Origin of the sequence: Rhizobium sp. N324, assembly GCF_001664485.1 — a bacterium.
In the GTDB taxonomy this organism is placed as follows: Bacteria; Pseudomonadota; Alphaproteobacteria; order Rhizobiales; family Rhizobiaceae; genus Rhizobium.
Genome location: NZ_CP013630.1, coordinates 2,300,608 through 2,315,382, shown reverse-complemented (window position 1 = coordinate 2,315,382; position 14,775 = coordinate 2,300,608). Strand labels below are relative to the sequence as shown.

10 protein-coding genes and 1 pseudogene are annotated in these 14,775 nt (G+C 59.4%); 5 read left to right on the top strand and 6 right to left on the bottom strand.

All coding sequences use genetic code 11. The annotated features are described in order from the left end of the window. Positions 1 to 13: 13 nt before the first annotated feature. Positions 14 to 619, bottom strand: coding sequence for a TerC family protein (locus AMK05_RS11150; RefSeq protein WP_064838512.1), 606 nt, complete (start codon positions 617 to 619; stop codon positions 14 to 16). Between the two features lie 286 nt (positions 620 to 905). On the opposite strand from AMK05_RS11150, the gene AMK05_RS11145 reads away from it, so the two are divergent. Then, entirely contained in the window at positions 906 to 1,571 is a 666-nt protein-coding gene (locus AMK05_RS11145) for a hypothetical protein (protein WP_064838511.1), read from the top strand. Between the two features lie 78 nt (positions 1,572 to 1,649). Beyond that, on the top strand, positions 1,650 to 2,027 hold the full coding sequence (locus tag AMK05_RS11140; RefSeq protein WP_064838510.1) for a hypothetical protein: 378 nt from the start codon (positions 1,650 to 1,652) through the stop codon (positions 2,025 to 2,027). A 70-nt stretch (positions 2,028 to 2,097) separates the two neighbouring features. Here AMK05_RS11140 and AMK05_RS11135 read toward each other — a convergent pair whose 3' ends face one another. Further along, complete coding sequence (locus AMK05_RS11135) at positions 2,098 to 2,619, bottom strand: PAS domain-containing protein (protein WP_064838509.1); 522 nt, start codon at positions 2,617 to 2,619, stop codon at positions 2,098 to 2,100. A 314-nt stretch (positions 2,620 to 2,933) separates the two neighbouring features. On the opposite strand from AMK05_RS11135, the gene AMK05_RS11130 reads away from it, so the two are divergent. Next, complete coding sequence (locus AMK05_RS11130) at positions 2,934 to 5,084, top strand: mechanosensitive ion channel family protein (protein ID WP_064838508.1); 2,151 nt, start codon at positions 2,934 to 2,936, stop codon at positions 5,082 to 5,084. A 263-nt stretch (positions 5,085 to 5,347) separates the two neighbouring features. Then, the gene (locus AMK05_RS11125) at positions 5,348 to 6,769 is read left to right on the top strand and encodes an ISNCY-like element ISRel10 family transposase (protein ID WP_064838507.1); all 1,422 of its coding nucleotides are present in this window, start codon (positions 5,348 to 5,350) and stop codon (positions 6,767 to 6,769) included. A 6-nt stretch (positions 6,770 to 6,775) separates the two neighbouring features. On the opposite strand, the pseudogene AMK05_RS11120 reads toward AMK05_RS11125, so the two are convergent. Further along, positions 6,776 to 7,512, bottom strand: a pseudogene (locus tag AMK05_RS11120) (hypothetical protein). A gap of 441 nt (positions 7,513 to 7,953) precedes the next feature. On the opposite strand from AMK05_RS11120, the gene AMK05_RS11115 reads away from it, so the two are divergent. Further along, positions 7,954 to 10,212, top strand: a complete 2,259-nt coding sequence (locus AMK05_RS11115; RefSeq protein WP_064838506.1) for a bifunctional diguanylate cyclase/phosphodiesterase — start codon at positions 7,954 to 7,956, stop codon at positions 10,210 to 10,212. An 8-nt stretch (positions 10,213 to 10,220) separates the two neighbouring features. On the opposite strand, the gene AMK05_RS11110 is transcribed toward AMK05_RS11115, so the two are convergent. From AMK05_RS11110 to AMK05_RS11100, 3 genes are read right to left on the bottom strand one after another with little or no spacing between them, the layout of a single operon-like run. Then, entirely contained in the window at positions 10,221 to 11,654 is a 1,434-nt protein-coding gene (locus AMK05_RS11110; RefSeq protein ID WP_064838505.1) for an NAD-dependent succinate-semialdehyde dehydrogenase, read from the bottom strand. 17 nt (positions 11,655 to 11,671) lie between these two features. Continuing rightward, the gene (gene ggt / locus AMK05_RS11105) at positions 11,672 to 13,264 is read right to left on the bottom strand and encodes a gamma-glutamyltransferase (RefSeq protein WP_064841336.1); all 1,593 of its coding nucleotides are present in this window, start codon (positions 13,262 to 13,264) and stop codon (positions 11,672 to 11,674) included. 17 nt (positions 13,265 to 13,281) lie between these two features. Next, positions 13,282 to 14,664 (bottom strand): aspartate aminotransferase family protein, encoded by a 1,383-nt coding sequence (locus AMK05_RS11100; protein ID WP_064838504.1) that lies wholly within the window; start codon positions 14,662 to 14,664, stop codon positions 13,282 to 13,284. Positions 14,665 to 14,775 lie beyond the last annotated feature (111 nt).

Genomic DNA, 14,775 nt, shown 5'->3' with positions numbered 1-14,775 from the left:
GGGCCTGAAATCACTACATGTAGGGCATAATCTCGACGGCGCCGCGATAGATCATGTCGAGCGAGACGTAGAGGATGATCAGCAAGCCGACATAGGCGATCCAGCGATGGTTGCTGAGCAACCGGGCGATCAGGTTGGCGGCGATGCCCATCAGCGCGATCGACAGGGCAAGACCGATGATCAGCACGCTCGGATGTTCGCGCGCGGCCCCGGCAACGGCGAGCACGTTATCGAGCGACATCGAGACGTCGGCGATGACGATCTGGGTCGCCGCCTGGAAAAAGGTCTTTTTCGGCACGCCTTCGGCGCCCGCCGCTTCGTGGTTTTCGCCGTGGCCGGCGCGAAGCTCACGCCACATCTTCCAGCAAACCCAGAGGAGCAGAAGCCCGCCGGCCAGCAGCAGACCGACGATCGCGAGCAGATAGACCGCAACGCTGGCAAAGAGAATACGCAGGATGGTCGCGGCCGCTATGCCGACGATGATCGCCTTTCGGCGCTGCGTGGCCTCGAGGCCGGCAGCGGCAAGACCGATAACCACGGCGTTGTCGCCGGCAAGAACAAGGTCGATAGCAATGACCTGCAGCAAAGCCGTCAGGCCGGCTGCCGTAAAGATGTCCATATGAAATATCCCCAATGCGTCAACAGCCGTGCTAGCGTCTCGAAGGTTTGACGTCAACCGCTACGGCGCTTTGAATTGCGGTGGCGCCGGACAACGATCCTTGACGCCAAAACGTTCCTTATTTCGATATTGGAGAGCCGCCGATGCCGGGGCGGGCGGTGCGGCTGATGCCGCCAACATCTCCCGCGCATGGGCTTGGAACATTCCTCTCATCCACCTGTTTTTCTGATCAGGAAAACAGCCCGCGGATCGACGGCGTGGGCCTATGCATCGAGAGGAGATTCCCATGAGCAGCATTTACAACGATACCAATCCAGCCTTTTCGAGCCCGACGGGCGGCGGCAGCCTTACCGCATTTTTCGACGGCCGATCGGAAGCCGAATCCGCCGTCTCCCGTCTCGAAGACGCCGGCGTCCCGGTTGCGAGAATTCGGTTGATGCCGGGATATGAGGCGGATGGAAAAACCGCCGGCACGATGAGCGACGACCGCAGCGGCTTCTTCGACGCGCTGGCCGACTTCTTCTTCCCCGACGAGGATCGGGCGGTCTATGCAGAAGGGCTGCGGCGAGGCGGCTTCCTCGTCCAGGTCAACGATATCGATGACGCGCTCTATGAAACCGTCCACGATATTCTGGACGACGAGGGCAGCATCGACATGGATGAACGGGCAGACCTCTGGTCATTGGAGGACAGGCAGCAAGGCGCATCCAATACCGGTTTTGCCGGCCAATCTTCCGGCGGCAAAGCATCGGATGACCTCGCTGTGTCCGAGAGCGCATTTGACGACACGCGACCCGTTGCGACGCGAGATGCCACGCATGGCAGTGCCAAGGTGCGGGCCTACACCTATAGCGCCGGCGCTGCTTCGCCATCGAACGATTCCGATCGCCAATCGCAAAACCAGTCGCAAGGCGGCTCGAAGCAGAGCCAGGGTTTCCGGCGTGACCACTGATCCCCTGACGCGCATTGGAGAACCCGGCTGCGTTGCCGGGCCTTCATCTCATCTGGCTTGTTATTCGAGGATATGTCCATGCAATCATCCATCAATCGCGACGGCCGCCTTCCCGACCCCGATGAACTGATCGGTGAGGGTGAACCGCCTTTTGCCGATGCCCCGCTGGAAACCGCACGTGAAAAAGCCGACCGGGATATGAACGCCCTGCAGCAGGAACTGAGGCTGCTGAGGGCTCGCATCGGCGTGCTGCGCGAGGACGCCGAGGCGGCGCTGAAGGCCAAGGCCACATCGGTCGATGCAAGCGCCCATGTCCAACTCGGCAGCTATCCCTGGGCAAAGCTTGCTGCGGCGATCTGCGCAACCTTCATCGCAGCCAGGCTGGTGCGAAATGTCCCGCTGGGGGGCATGCTTGCCGGATATGCCGGTCATCTCTCAGAGGCGGGACGGCGATGACCGGCTGGTCTGGAATCGCTGGCCACAGGGGATAAGAGCGGGCGCATCGACCCCACGGCGCGCAACGAAATCAATGAACCGGCGTGACGTCGGAAGGCATCGGCGTGGCAAGCTCTTTCAGAATGGCTTCAAGCGCATCGGCCGTCGTCTGCAGACCGGATGACTCCGCGATTTTCAGTGCCGCTCTGCAGTGGGCAGACAGTTCGTCTTGCTGGCTCTGATCATTCGTCGGAAATACGATGCCCGCATAGTGCGACGGGTTTCCGGCTTCATCCCGGAAGCAGCGGCCGAAGGCAGCCACGGCGACCACTTGCCCGCTGCCGTCAAATACCCGATAGTCATGGCGGTAGGGATCGCCGGTGATCACCGAGTCCGAAATCGCCTTGGCCACGGATGGCTTGTCGTCCGGGTGAATCCGGTCGAGGTATTTTATGATCGGCAGCCCCGCAATAGTCTGTTCCGGGTCAAGACCAAAAAGCTTTGCCAGCGCCGAATCCGCATAAACCGTGTCAGTCGCCAAATCCCATGTGAAGATACCGGGCTCCTCGGACAGAAAGTCGGGTGCTCCAAAAGCTCCGTTGACAAGGTTCATTTTGCATCCCCAGTCTGAGCGCCAAAGCCGCCGGTTGTCCCCGTCACCCGGCTCTCGATGAATGACAGGGCGATCGACCATCTCGCCCTCTGATCTTAGTCTCGTTTCGAACGGACGCAATATCGACGTTGCTGATCTTCGCGCCCAGTGAGGCGAGGGGCGGAGGCGATGCGCGGGCAGGGAGCGTTGGGGCAAAAACACTGTCTGCATTCCCCAGACAGTCGCCGATTGACGTTGATCGTGCGACCCTTCACAAAGTGCGGCGCTTTATCGGCCGGCAGTAGCGACGGCAGCTTTTCGGGGACCACGGGTACATGGGCATCAACGACGATCGTCATTCCCTCGGCAAAATTTCGCTATTCCTTGCGGCCGTATTTTCGGCGCTTCTGGTTTGGAGCGTGCATTCCACCGCAGCGGCCGAATCGTCGAATCCGTCGCCACCAATCCGAGTTATCATCGAAGTGCCGAATGATGATTCCGGACGGGCGCTGGTCAATCGGATCGTTCCCGGCAATCAGGAACCGGCGCAGCCGATGGCTGCCCCTCAACAGCCGCCGCCGCAGTCGATTGCCACCTCACTACAGGATTTGCGCCAGAGGTTGCTGACGCTCGTCGATGCAGTCCCGACCCTTCCCGGGCATATCCGGGCGGCTGTCCAGACCTTCCAAACGGATAATCATATCGACCCTCTCGGCCTGATCTTGGCGGTCACACTCTTCGTCGCAGGCGGATTCGCTGCGCAGCGCCTTGCCTGGTGGTCCGGGCGAGGGCTTCTTCATTTTGTGCTGAATGCGCCTGCCGACACCGTCCGGCAGCGGATCCAGCTGCATGCGAGCCGGCTTGCAATGGGGCTTCTGGCATTGGTCGGCTACCTGATCGGAAGCCTCGGCGCGTTTATCCTCTTTCCCTGGCCTGCCGTGTTTCGCGATATTGCGCTCATTCTGCTGTCCGCGGCGCTGATGGTGCGCCTCGGCGTGCTTGTGGGCCGCATTGTCATCGCGCCCGGCGCCCGGCTGCCGCATATGCGGCTTCTGACGCTTGTCACCTCGCTTGCCTGGTTCTGGTACCGCTGGCTGCTTGCAATCGTCGCCGTGCTGGCGGCTGGCTGGGCCGTCATCGAAGTGTTCCAGACCATCGGGACTTCACCCATCCTGGTCGACCTCTTTACCGCGGCGTGGCTCGGTGTCGTTTCAATCGCGCTGATCGCCATGATCTGGCTGCGGCATTTTCGTTCAGATGGGCCGTCGGTGAACCGGCTGGTCTGTGTCGGCTTCAGCGCGAGCATCGTGCTGTCGTGGCTGTTATGGGTGTCAGGGCTGCGCGGAGCATTCTGGACGTTGATCGTCATGACGCTTCTGCCGCTGACCGTTTCCGTGGCTCGGGATATCATTGGCCGCATTATACGGTCCGGCGGCGAGCACGCCGTCGAAGATCCGGCCATCGTCGGATGGTCTGTCGTCATCATGCAAACGCTGCGCAACGGGCTCATCGTGGTCGCCGCGCTGCTTATTGCCCGTTCGTGGAATGTCAATCTCAGTGACCTTGCCGCAGCCGAGACGGTGACCACACGGTTGATCCGCGCAGGAATCCGCATCGTTATCGTGCTGCTGGTGACCGACGTCATCTGGAAGCTCGCAAGCACGCTGATCGACAGTCAGATGGCACTGGCGTCGAGAAGTGCGCAGGCGGGGCATGAGGACGGACCCGACGCGCGCCGCCGTCAGCGGTTGAATACGCTGCTTCCCATCCTTCGCAATGTGTTGTTTCTGGCGATCGGGGCTGTCGGCTTCCTGATGATCCTGGATGCCGTCGGCATTCAGATCGGACCGCTGCTGGCGGGCGCCGGCGTCGTCGGCATCGCCGTCGGCTTCGGGGCACAAACACTCGTCAAGGACATCATCTCCGGCGTTTTTTATCTGTTCGACGATGCCTTTCGCATCGGTGAATACATTCAGGCGGCGAAATACAAAGGGACGGTCGAAGGTTTCTCGCTGCGATCGATCCGCCTGCGACACCATCGCGGTCCGGTCACCATCGTTCCCTTCGGCGAACTCGGCGCGGTGCAGAACCTCAGCCGCGACTGGGTGATCGACATCATCACGCTTACCCTGAACTATGACAGCGACCTTGAGGAGGTCCGCAAGACCATCAAGCGCATCGGCGTCGAGCTTCTGGAGGATGCCGAACTCGGACCTAATATCATCGAGCCCTTGAAAATGCAGGGAATTGAGCAGATGGCCGATTACGGTGTGCAAATTCGGCTGAAATTCATGGCCAAACCTGGCGAACAATTCGGCGTTCGCCGGAAGGCTCTTGCCATGCTGAAGAAGACATTCGCAGAAAAAGGGATCCAGTTCGCAACCCCGACGGTTCATGTCTCCAGCGGGACCGGAGATGCAACGGCTTCCGCCGCCGCGGCGGAATTACAAAGGCCATCCAAAGTCATCCCGACACCTCAGGAATAGCATCGGCGAGCCATAGGCGAAATTTCCGCTTTCAAAGAGTAGGCTATAAGCGGGACGGCAGTATGCCTTTGTAATCAAACGACATCTTTATGTTCCATAATCTATCTTATGTGATCTTTTGCTGTAGAGGCTATTTAGTAATGCGACAGTTGGGCCAGTTAGAGATGCGACAATCTCGCCTCTCGACAACTGGTCAATGCCAATGTCGGGAGCAAGGATGACGACCTTCAGCCTGGTCGAGACCATGAGCGGTCGGAGTCGTCATGTCCTTTATGATCACTATGTCGCAGAAAGAATTGCATCGCCTCGAACTCATCCAGAAGATCCGTGACGAACGCCTGAGCGTTGTGCAGGCCGCCGAACGGCTCGACCTCAGTCGAAGTCAGGTCCATCGGCTGCTGCAGGCCTATGACCGGGATGGTCCGGCCGGGCTTGTTTCCAAGAAGCGATCGCGACCGAGCAACCGGCGCCATAGCGAGGAGTTTCGCAATGCGGCGCTGAATCTGATCCGTGAACGCTATCTGGATTTCGGTCCGACGCTGGCGCGTGAGAAGCTGATCGAGCTGCACCGGATCTCGGTCGCCAAGGAGACCCTGCGGCAATGGATGACCGAGGCCGGCATCTGGGTCTCGCGTCGGGAACGCAAGAAGCGGGTTTTCCAGCCACGCGGCCGACGTGATTGCTTTGGCGAACTGGTACAGATCGATGGCTCGCATCACTGGTGGTTCGAGAACCGTGGGCCCAAATGCGCCCTGCTCGTCTATATCGACGACGCCACCGGCAAGCTGCTGCATCTACGGTTTGCCGGCTCGGAGAACACCTTCGACTATCTGCACGCGACCAAGGCCTATCTGCAGCAATGGGGCAAACCGCTGGCCTTCTACAGTGACAAGCACGGCGTCTTTCGTTCGACCCATGCGTCGGAGAAGGACCGGACGAGCGGCCTGACACAATTCGGCCGCGCGCTTTATGAGCTGAACATCGACATCATCTGTGCCAATACCCCGCAGGCCAAAGGCCGCGTCGAACGTGCGAACCAGACACTGCAGGATCGGCTGGTCAAGGAAATGCGGCTGCGCGGCATCGACACGATCGAGGAAGCCAACGCCTATGCGCCTGAGTTCATTGCGGATTTCAACGCGCGTTTTGGCAAACAGCCGCGTAATCCGAAGGACATGCACCGGCCGTTGGCCGACCACGAGAACCTCGATGGCGCCATGTGCCGCAAGGAAGTTCGCACGCTGTCGCAGGCTTTGACGCTGCGCTATGACAAGGTGCTGTTCATCCTTGATCCGACAGATCTTTCCAGGTCCCTGGCGGGTAAGAAGGTCGTCGTTTGCGACTATCCGGACGGGCGCCTCGAGATCATGCACGAGAGCTTTGCCCTGCCCTACCGAACCTTTGACACGTTACGCTCCGTGCATCGCGCCGAGGTCGTCGATAACAAGCGGTTGGACGACATGCTGTCTGTTGTCGCCGAGCTGCAGGCTGGGCGGGAGCAGCAGCGCAGCAAGGGCGGACCACGGCGAACTGGGCAGACGGACCATATGTTCGGCATTCGCGATGGCAGCACGGGGAACGGCTACCAGAAGCGTGGACGCAAGCCGAGAACGGATTACATGAACGATCCGGCGGTGATCGCACGGCGGGAGAAAGCGTTATTGAGGCAGCCGGCTGCGGAATAAAGGGCGTCAATTCACGCCGATATCGCTTTGCGTATCTGACTCCAATTGCAGGCAGGCGGACCAAAGCGCGTCTTGTGGAAGGCTCCGTCTTGAAGAAGCGTGAGCCCTTCTCGTGCCTCATAAAGCAGGCCCAGCCAGCACAGGCGCCGCAGGACGCCATATTGGAGATCGGATTTGAGCTCCCAGGCTTCCAGGGTCATTTCGGTGGCGGACAGAGGTGCCGTGTCTGGATAGAGGATCTTCACGACGTCCAAAGGCGTACAGCCTTCTCTCGCCTTGATATTGAGAAGATTGAGGAACATGCGCCACCAGCGTAGGCGCGCTTGCACCTCAGCTTCCCGCTCGGTGGCATGGACATACGAGTAGAGATAGTCTGTGGCCACGAGATCGAAGAAGGCTTGCGGGTTCACCAGAAACTCCCGGCCGCGTCTGGTTGGCAGCAGCACATCCTTTTTCCGGCGAAGAAGCTTCAGATGGCGGGTCATGTCCCGCACGACCCAGAGCGGCGGCATGTCGCTTTCGTTCAGCACTTTGTTCATGCTGTAAAGGTCTTCAGCTGTGAAGTCGGGCCACAGGAAGTTCACAGCGGCCCAATGTACGAATTTGCGGTTCATAGCACCGGTCGCGGTCAATCCTATGCCACCCTCACCGTCAGCATAGGCAACGGACAGAAGCATGCCGCGAAGAAGAGGTGACAGCGCGGCGACATCGACGTCACCCTGCAGCTTGATTTCCGGAAGCATCGTGCAGCTTTGATCCCTACCCGCTCAATTCAGATAAAAGCGAGTATCAGCCGGCGACTGAACAATTGCTATTGAGAAAGCTAAAGCCGAAGAGGTGTTCTTTCACCCGCCCCCGCTCCGCCCTTTCAACCCGGCCCAGCCGGTCGGATCGGGGGCTGATCATCGGTGCCAGTGTCGCGTTTCTAACTGGCTGACAATGTCGCAGCCCTATTCGGCTTTGACAACTACTGTAGAGGGGCACATTCTATTTCCAAGCGCGACATGCCAGAAAAACAAGCTCCCCTTTGGAGATTTTGGAATGTCCCGACGCAATCTCCAGGTGACCGCAGCCGATCGCCCTCGCCTAGACCGCATCGGCTTTTCTCGCAGGCTGGCCGGTTTAGCGTTGCCTTAAAGAAACTGTGCGAGGATGCAGGCGTATCCATCCACGCCGGCAACCTGATGACGTTTCGAAGAAATCCAAAGATAGTACGTGGCCTCGCTGCCTCCGCAGTCAGCCATGCAAGCGCATTTGCTCCGGCACTATTTGCGGCAATTATCGCAGTCATCGTCGTCTGGGTCGCAACCAACTGGCGGCTGGAGCGATCGCTGGCCGAGGAACGCTCGATTGTGGCCGGCGAGCTTGCCACAATATCGTCTCGGCTTCAGACGAACCTCAACAGCAATGTGAAGCTGCTGCAAGGGCTGGCGGCTGGCATCGCAGTCGACCCGGCAATGGACCAAAACGGATTTTCCAAACTTGCCGCGCAGATCCTGCAGCCCGATTCACAATTGCGCAGCTTCGCTGCGGCGCCCGACATGGTGGTCAAGTGGGTTTATCCGGAAAAAGGAAACGAAAAGGCCATCGGGCTCGATTACCGAAAGAATGAGAAGCAACGGGCTGCCGCGATGCTGGCGCGCAACACCCACAATATCGTTCTGACAGGCCCGGTGGAGCTCGTCCAAGGCGGAACTGCTTTTGTCGTCAGGTGCCCGATTTATATGAACGACGGAAAGAGCCAGATTTTTTGGGGTCTGCTCTCCGGAATCATAGATATTCCAAGGCTCTATAACGATAGCGGCCTTGGATCGACCGAGCTTGAGATTGCCATCAGCACCGTGCCCGAGCCCAACTCATCCAAACAGGTTTTTCTCGGAAGTCTGGAAACATTTTCGAAGCAACCGGTCGTGACATCCGTCGATATGACCTATGGCCGCTGGACTTTCGGCGCAGTTCCCAAGCAAGGATGGGGCCAGAACAGCGGGATCGGCATTTTTGAACTCTATGCGAGCCTGTTGGCTTTATGTGTCGTTGCGCCGATCATTTGGGTCGGCTTCCTGACCAAGTCACGCCAACGAACAATCGAGAAGCTTCGGCTTCACAAGAAGAAGCTGGTTCGAGCGCGGCAAAGGCTGGAATATTTGTCGTTGCACGACGCCCTGACGGGGCTTGCGAACCGCCGGTTTGTCGACCAGATGATCGCGCAGCCAGAGAGACCCGGTGGAGAAGATCGTCTGATCCTCATTCATATCGACCTCGACCGATTTAAAGAGATCAACGATACGAAGGGGCATGCCGGCGGTGACATGGTCCTGCAAATAACGGCTTCGCGCCTCGCCGAATTGACCGGCCCGAACGACGTCGCGGCTCGGATCGGTGGAGACGAGTTCATCTTCGCCAGGTGGAGCACCAATCCCGAGCCTGAGGCAACCGAATTGGCCAAACAGATTGTCGACGCGCTCCAGCAGCCCCTCCTTATCGATGGGGCGGAGTATGTGGTCGGAGCCAGCGTCGGTGTCGCCTGGGAGAGCGAACGTGCTCGCGGGCGGGATCTCGGTCAGCTGCTTCTGAACGCCGATTTGGCTCTGTACGAGGCGAAGAAGGCGGGCCGCGGCCGCGCGGCGATTTTCACCGAAGAGCTTCGCAGCGCCGCAATCCACTCAAAAGAACTGGCGGATGAATTCAATCAGGCGCTCGACCGCGATGAGCTCGTTGCATTCTTCCAACCGCAGTTCAATGCAGACACCCTTGAGATAGCAGGCGTCGAGGCGCTTGCCCGCTGGGAGCACCCGCGAAAAGGTCTGCTCGGCCCGAACAATTTTCTCGACGCCGCGGAAAGGCTGGGGCGGAGCGGCGACATGGACAGGCTGATCCTGCAGAAGGCTCTGTTCGAGCTGACACGATGGGACAGCCTGGGAATGCAGATCCCGCGCGTCTCAGTCAATATATCGGCGCGCCGACTGGCGCAGGCAAATCTGCTGGCCGAGCTGTCCGAGCTTCCCGTATCGAGAGGTCGCCTGTGTTTCGAGCTGCTTGAGACGATTTCCTTCGACGAGCTTCAACCTGCGCTCAATGACATTATTCCGATGATCAAAGAGCTTGGCATTGAAATCGAGATCGACGATTTCGGCACGGAACATGCCAGCATCATCAGCCTGCTGCGATTTGAGCCGCGACGACTGAAGATTGACCGCGAAATCATCAAGCCGATCATAACCTCCCCCTCGCAACGCCGTCTGGTGTCCTCCATTATCGAAATCGGCCGGTCACAGAATATCGACATCGTTGCCGAGGGCGTGGAGACGATGGAGCACGCCAAGATCCTGAAGGATCTTGGTTGCCATTTGCTGCAAGGCTATGCTCTGGCGCGACCGATGAGGTCGGAGCAGTTGATCGAATTTTGCCGCATGAAAGACAAGGGAGCGGCAGAGGCAGGCTGATCGCCTCTTCAGTCGGCCTCGGTTACGAGCTTCGTATTGAAATAATTCTCCATCGCTTCGGAGCCTCCTTCCGAACCGTAGCCGGAATCTTTTATGCCTCCGAAGGGCAGTTCCGGCAGCGCCAGTCCATGATGATTGATCGACAGCATGCCGCTCTCGATATCGCGGGCAAGGCCCGCGCTGGTCTTTGCCGAGGTCGTATAGGCGTAGGCCGCCAAGCCGTATGGAAGGCGGTTGGCTTCCGCAACGGCAGAATTGTAGTCCGAAAATGCGCTCACTATCGCCAAGGGGCCGAATGGTTCTTCGCTGAGCACGCGGGCATGCTGTGGTACGTCGGTGAGAACCGTCGGCTGGAAGAAGTTGCCGAGATTGCCGATCCGTTTGCCGCCGGTCGCAATCTTCGCACCGCGCATCACCGCGTCGGCTGTCAGCGCCTCCATGGCCCCTACCCGCCTCGCGTTGGCAAGCGGTCCCATGGTCACGCCGTCGCTCAATCCATCGCCGACCTTAATCGCCTCGGCCGCCTTTACCAGGCCATCGAGGAATTGTTCGAAGACACGTTCCTGGATGAGGAACCGGGTCGGCGCCACGCAGACCTGCCCGGCGTTTCGAAATTTCGCAGCCGCCAACAGTCTGACCGCGAGATCGATATCGGCATCATCGAACACGATTGCCGGCGCATGGCCTCCGAGTTCCATCGTCACCCGCTTCATGTGGGCGCCGGCAAGGGAGGCCAGCTGCTTTCCGACGGCGGTCGATCCGGTGAAGGAGATTTTCCGGATAATCGGGTGCGGGATCAGGTGATTTGAAATATCGGCTGGAATTCCAAAAACCAGATTGAGGACTCCCGCCGGCAGGCCCGCATCGGCAAAGGCGCGAACCAGTTCAGCGCAACTCGCCGGCGTCTCCTCCGGCCCCTTCAGTATGATCGAGCAGCCGGCTGCAAGGGCCGCCGAAACTTTGCGGACGGCCTGGTTCAATGGAAAATTCCAGGGACTGAAGGCCGCCACCGGGCCGACAGGCTCCTTGATCACCATCTGCCTGACATTGGCCGCTCGTGGCGGGATGAGCCGGCCGTAGGCACGGCGGGCTTCCTCGGCAAACCAGTCTATGATGTCGGCAGCCGCGGCCGCCTCTGCCTTGGACTCGGCGAGCGGTTTGCCTTGTTCCAATGTCATTATTCGAGAGATCGCCGCAGAGCGGTGCCGCAGGATCTCCGCCGCCTCATGCATCAGCTTTGCCCGCTCGAACGCACTTATGCGCCGCCACTGCTCAAACCCGGCAGCGGCGGCCGAAAGCGCTTCATCGAGATCAGCAGCGCCGGCATTGGAAACACGGCCGATGACGTCGCCCGAGGCCGGATTGACGACGGTCAGATCGTCGTTTGAACCCTGCCTCCAGCGGCCATTGATATAAAGTTGGGTATTCGGATATGCCGACATTCAGCTCTCCACCGCCTCTAGTAACCGAGCGCGCAACCATCTTTTCGATGATCGGAGCCGCCCAGCAGCGTGTTGTGTTGATCGTCAATCCAGATCGCCTGGGCACCGCCAATCGCCCAATTCGGAGCGACAACCTTGAAGCCGCGGGCTTCGAGATCACGCCCGATCGAGGTTCGCAGAAGTGCTTCGGTTTCGATTGATGTCGTGCCGGGAAGCGGAAAGAGCCGAGGCAGATCAATCGCACTCTGTATGTCCAGATTGAAATCGAACAGCTTGGAGAGGAAGTGGGCATGGCCCATCGCCTGATAGTGCCCACCCATCACACCGAACGACAAGACGCTTTTGCCATGGCGGGTGACCAGGCCCGGGATGATCGTGTGCATGGGCCTCTTGCGCGGCCCGATCGCGTTCGGATGGCCTTGCTTCAAACTGAAGCTCTGCCCGCGATTGTGGAACAGCACGCCGGAATTCGGCGCCATCAATCCGCTTCCGTAGGAATGGAAGATCGAGTTGATGAAGCTGGCGACATTTCGATCCTTGTCGACAACCGAAATGTAGACGGTGTCCGCATGCTCGACGCCATCGATGACGGCCCCGGCATCGGTGATGGAGTTCAGGTCGATCCTGGCGGCAAGGCTGTCGGCGAGTTCATCGGATAACAGGAAGTCGACCGGAACGTCTGAGGCGGCCATGTCGGCGACCCATCGATCACGAGCCGCATAAGCCAGCCGCGTGGCCTCGACTTCGATGTGCAGATTGTCCACGCCAAGCGGATCGCCTTTGCGTTCAAAACGCTCCAAGATCTTCAGGATCATCAGAGCGACGATGCCCTGCCCGTTCGGCGGGCATTCATGCACCGTCCATCCGCGGTATGTCGCGCTGACCGGCTTCACATATTCGCCGGCAGCTGAGGCAAAATCCTCAACTGTATGGAGGCCACCAAGGGAATTCAGCCGGGTCACCATGTCGGCTGCCACCGGACCGCGATAGAAGCCGTCACGGCCCGACGTTGCGATCGTTTCCAGCGTCTGCGCCAGTTCCGGTTGACGTTGAACCGATCCGACCGGCGGAGCCTGATCATCGATCAGGAAAAGGCGACGGGCCGATGGATCGCGCAGCAGCAGGTCGCGTTGGTTCGAAATGTCGGCGGCAACCCGTGGCGTGATCGCATAGCCGTCGCGAGCCAGTGCAATTGCCGGCGCAAGAATTTCCGACAGCGGCATCCTGCCGTGATCGGCAACGAGGCGGGTCCAGGCGTCCACCGCCCCAGGAACGGTCACCGTATGCGGCGATGACCGCTCGATCGAACCGATGCCGTTTTCCTGAAACCAGGCAAAATGCGCCGCCGCCGGCGTGCGTCCCGAGCCGTTATAGGCAAGGACATCATCATTTCCATTCGACGCCAGCAGCGCAAAACAATCGCCGCCTATGCCGGTGGATCCGGCCTCCACGACACATTGGACGGCACAGGCGCCGACGGCGGCGTCGATGGCCTTGCCGCCGGCTTTCAGGATCTCGATCGCTGTCAAAGTCGCCATCGGGTGCGATGTCGCGGCCATGCCATTGCGGCCGACGGCCATCGATCTTCCCGGCAATTCGAAATTTCGCATATCGTCGCTTCCTTCGCTCAATAGAGGCCGGTTGCCCTCGCCCATGTATAGGTATCATCCAATGCGCGCGTGGAGCGATCGAACAATTCGTGGATCTCCGCCTCGGTGATGATAAGCGGTGGGCAAAGCGAGTAGTTGTCGCCAAGGGCGCGCGTGATGACGCCATGGACCTGGGCTCGCTTGCCTGCGTGAATGGCAATGCCGTCCGTCGGCTTGAACGGCTCTTTCGTTTCCTTGTTGCGAACCAGTTCAAGGGTGCCGATGAGGCCACGACCGCGGGCATTGCCGACGAGCGGATGGTCGCCAAGCTCGTTCAACCGCCGCTGGAATACCGGAGCGATGTTGCGGACGTGGCCAACGATGTCACGTTCCTCGTAGATTTTCAGGGTTTCCAGGGCGACGGCCGTCGCGACCGGATGGCCGCTATAGGTGAAACCATGTCCGAATGTTCCGATCTTCTCGCTCTCGACAACGACCGCGGAATGGATCTTTTCATTGATCATCAGGGCGGAGATCGGCTGGTAGGCTGCCGAAAGCTGCTTTGCCATGACGATCATGTCCGGCTGAAGCCCGAAGCTTTCCGAACCGAACATCGTGCCGAGCCTGCCAAAGCCGCAGATGACTTCGTCGGCGATCAGCAGCACGTCGTATTTCTTAAGGATTGCCTGGATCTTCTCGTAATAGGTTGGCGGCGGAACGATGCAGCCGCCGGATGCCATCAAGGGCTCGGCGAAGAATGCGCCGATGGTTTCCGGTCCCTCGGCAAGGATCATCTGTTCAAGCGAATTGGCACAGCGCGTCGCGAATTCTTCCTCCGTTTCGCCCGGGCGGCCATAGCGATAGAACTCCGGGCAGTCCGTATGCAGCACCCGATCAATCGGCAGATCGAAATCACGGTGATTGTTCGGCAGTCCGGTCAGGCTTGCCGAAGCGATGGTCACGCCGTGGTAAGCCCGCATGCGCGAGATGATCTTCTTCTTTTCCGGCATGCCGATGGCATTGTGATAGTACCAGACAAGCTTCATGGCCGTGTCGTTGGCCTCGGAACCCGAATTGGCGAAGAACACTTTCGACATCGGAACCGGTGAAAGCCGAATGAGCCGTTCGGCAAGTTCGACCGCCGTCTCATGCGTTTTGCCGCCGAAGCTGTGATAGAAGGGCAGTTCCTTCATCTGGCGGGTCGCCGCGTCTACCAGACGTTGTTCGCTGAAGCCCAGCGACGCGCAGAACAGCCCACCAAGACCTTCGATGTATTTGTTGCCTTCGCTGTCGACGATGTGGATTCCCTCGCCCCTGGTGATCACCAGCGGGCCGTCCTTCAGATGCTGCGAAGCGTTGGTATAGGGATGCAGAACAAACGCAGCGTCCCGGGATTCGACGGAGTTGAGAAGGATGGTCACAGAGGTTCTCCAAATGGGGGTCTATTTCAGTGGCGGCTCCTGGCAAAGCTGCGCCCGTCAGCCGGCGCGACCTACTCGGTGCACCGGCTGCCAATTACTGCCGAGGGAGCT

Excerpts from the sequence above, each read along its gene's own strand:
- AMK05_RS11150 (WP_064838512.1), bottom strand. The coding sequence starts at position 619 with ATGGACATCTTTACGGCAGCCGGCCTGACGGCTTTGCTGCAGGTCATT.
- AMK05_RS11145 (WP_064838511.1), top strand. The coding sequence starts at position 906 with ATGAGCAGCATTTACAACGATACCAATCCAGCCTTTTCGAGCCCGACG.
- AMK05_RS11140 (WP_064838510.1), top strand. The coding sequence starts at position 1,650 with ATGCAATCATCCATCAATCGCGACGGCCGCCTTCCCGACCCCGATGAA.
- AMK05_RS11135 (WP_064838509.1), bottom strand. The coding sequence starts at position 2,619 with ATGAACCTTGTCAACGGAGCTTTTGGAGCACCCGACTTTCTGTCCGAG.
- AMK05_RS11130 (WP_064838508.1), top strand. The coding sequence starts at position 2,934 with ATGGGCATCAACGACGATCGTCATTCCCTCGGCAAAATTTCGCTATTC.
- AMK05_RS11125 (WP_064838507.1), top strand. The coding sequence starts at position 5,348 with ATGTCCTTTATGATCACTATGTCGCAGAAAGAATTGCATCGCCTCGAA.
- AMK05_RS11115 (WP_064838506.1), top strand. The coding sequence starts at position 7,954 with ATGACGTTTCGAAGAAATCCAAAGATAGTACGTGGCCTCGCTGCCTCC.
- AMK05_RS11110 (WP_064838505.1), bottom strand. The coding sequence starts at position 11,654 with ATGTCGGCATATCCGAATACCCAACTTTATATCAATGGCCGCTGGAGG.
- ggt (WP_064841336.1), bottom strand. The coding sequence starts at position 13,264 with ATGCGAAATTTCGAATTGCCGGGAAGATCGATGGCCGTCGGCCGCAAT.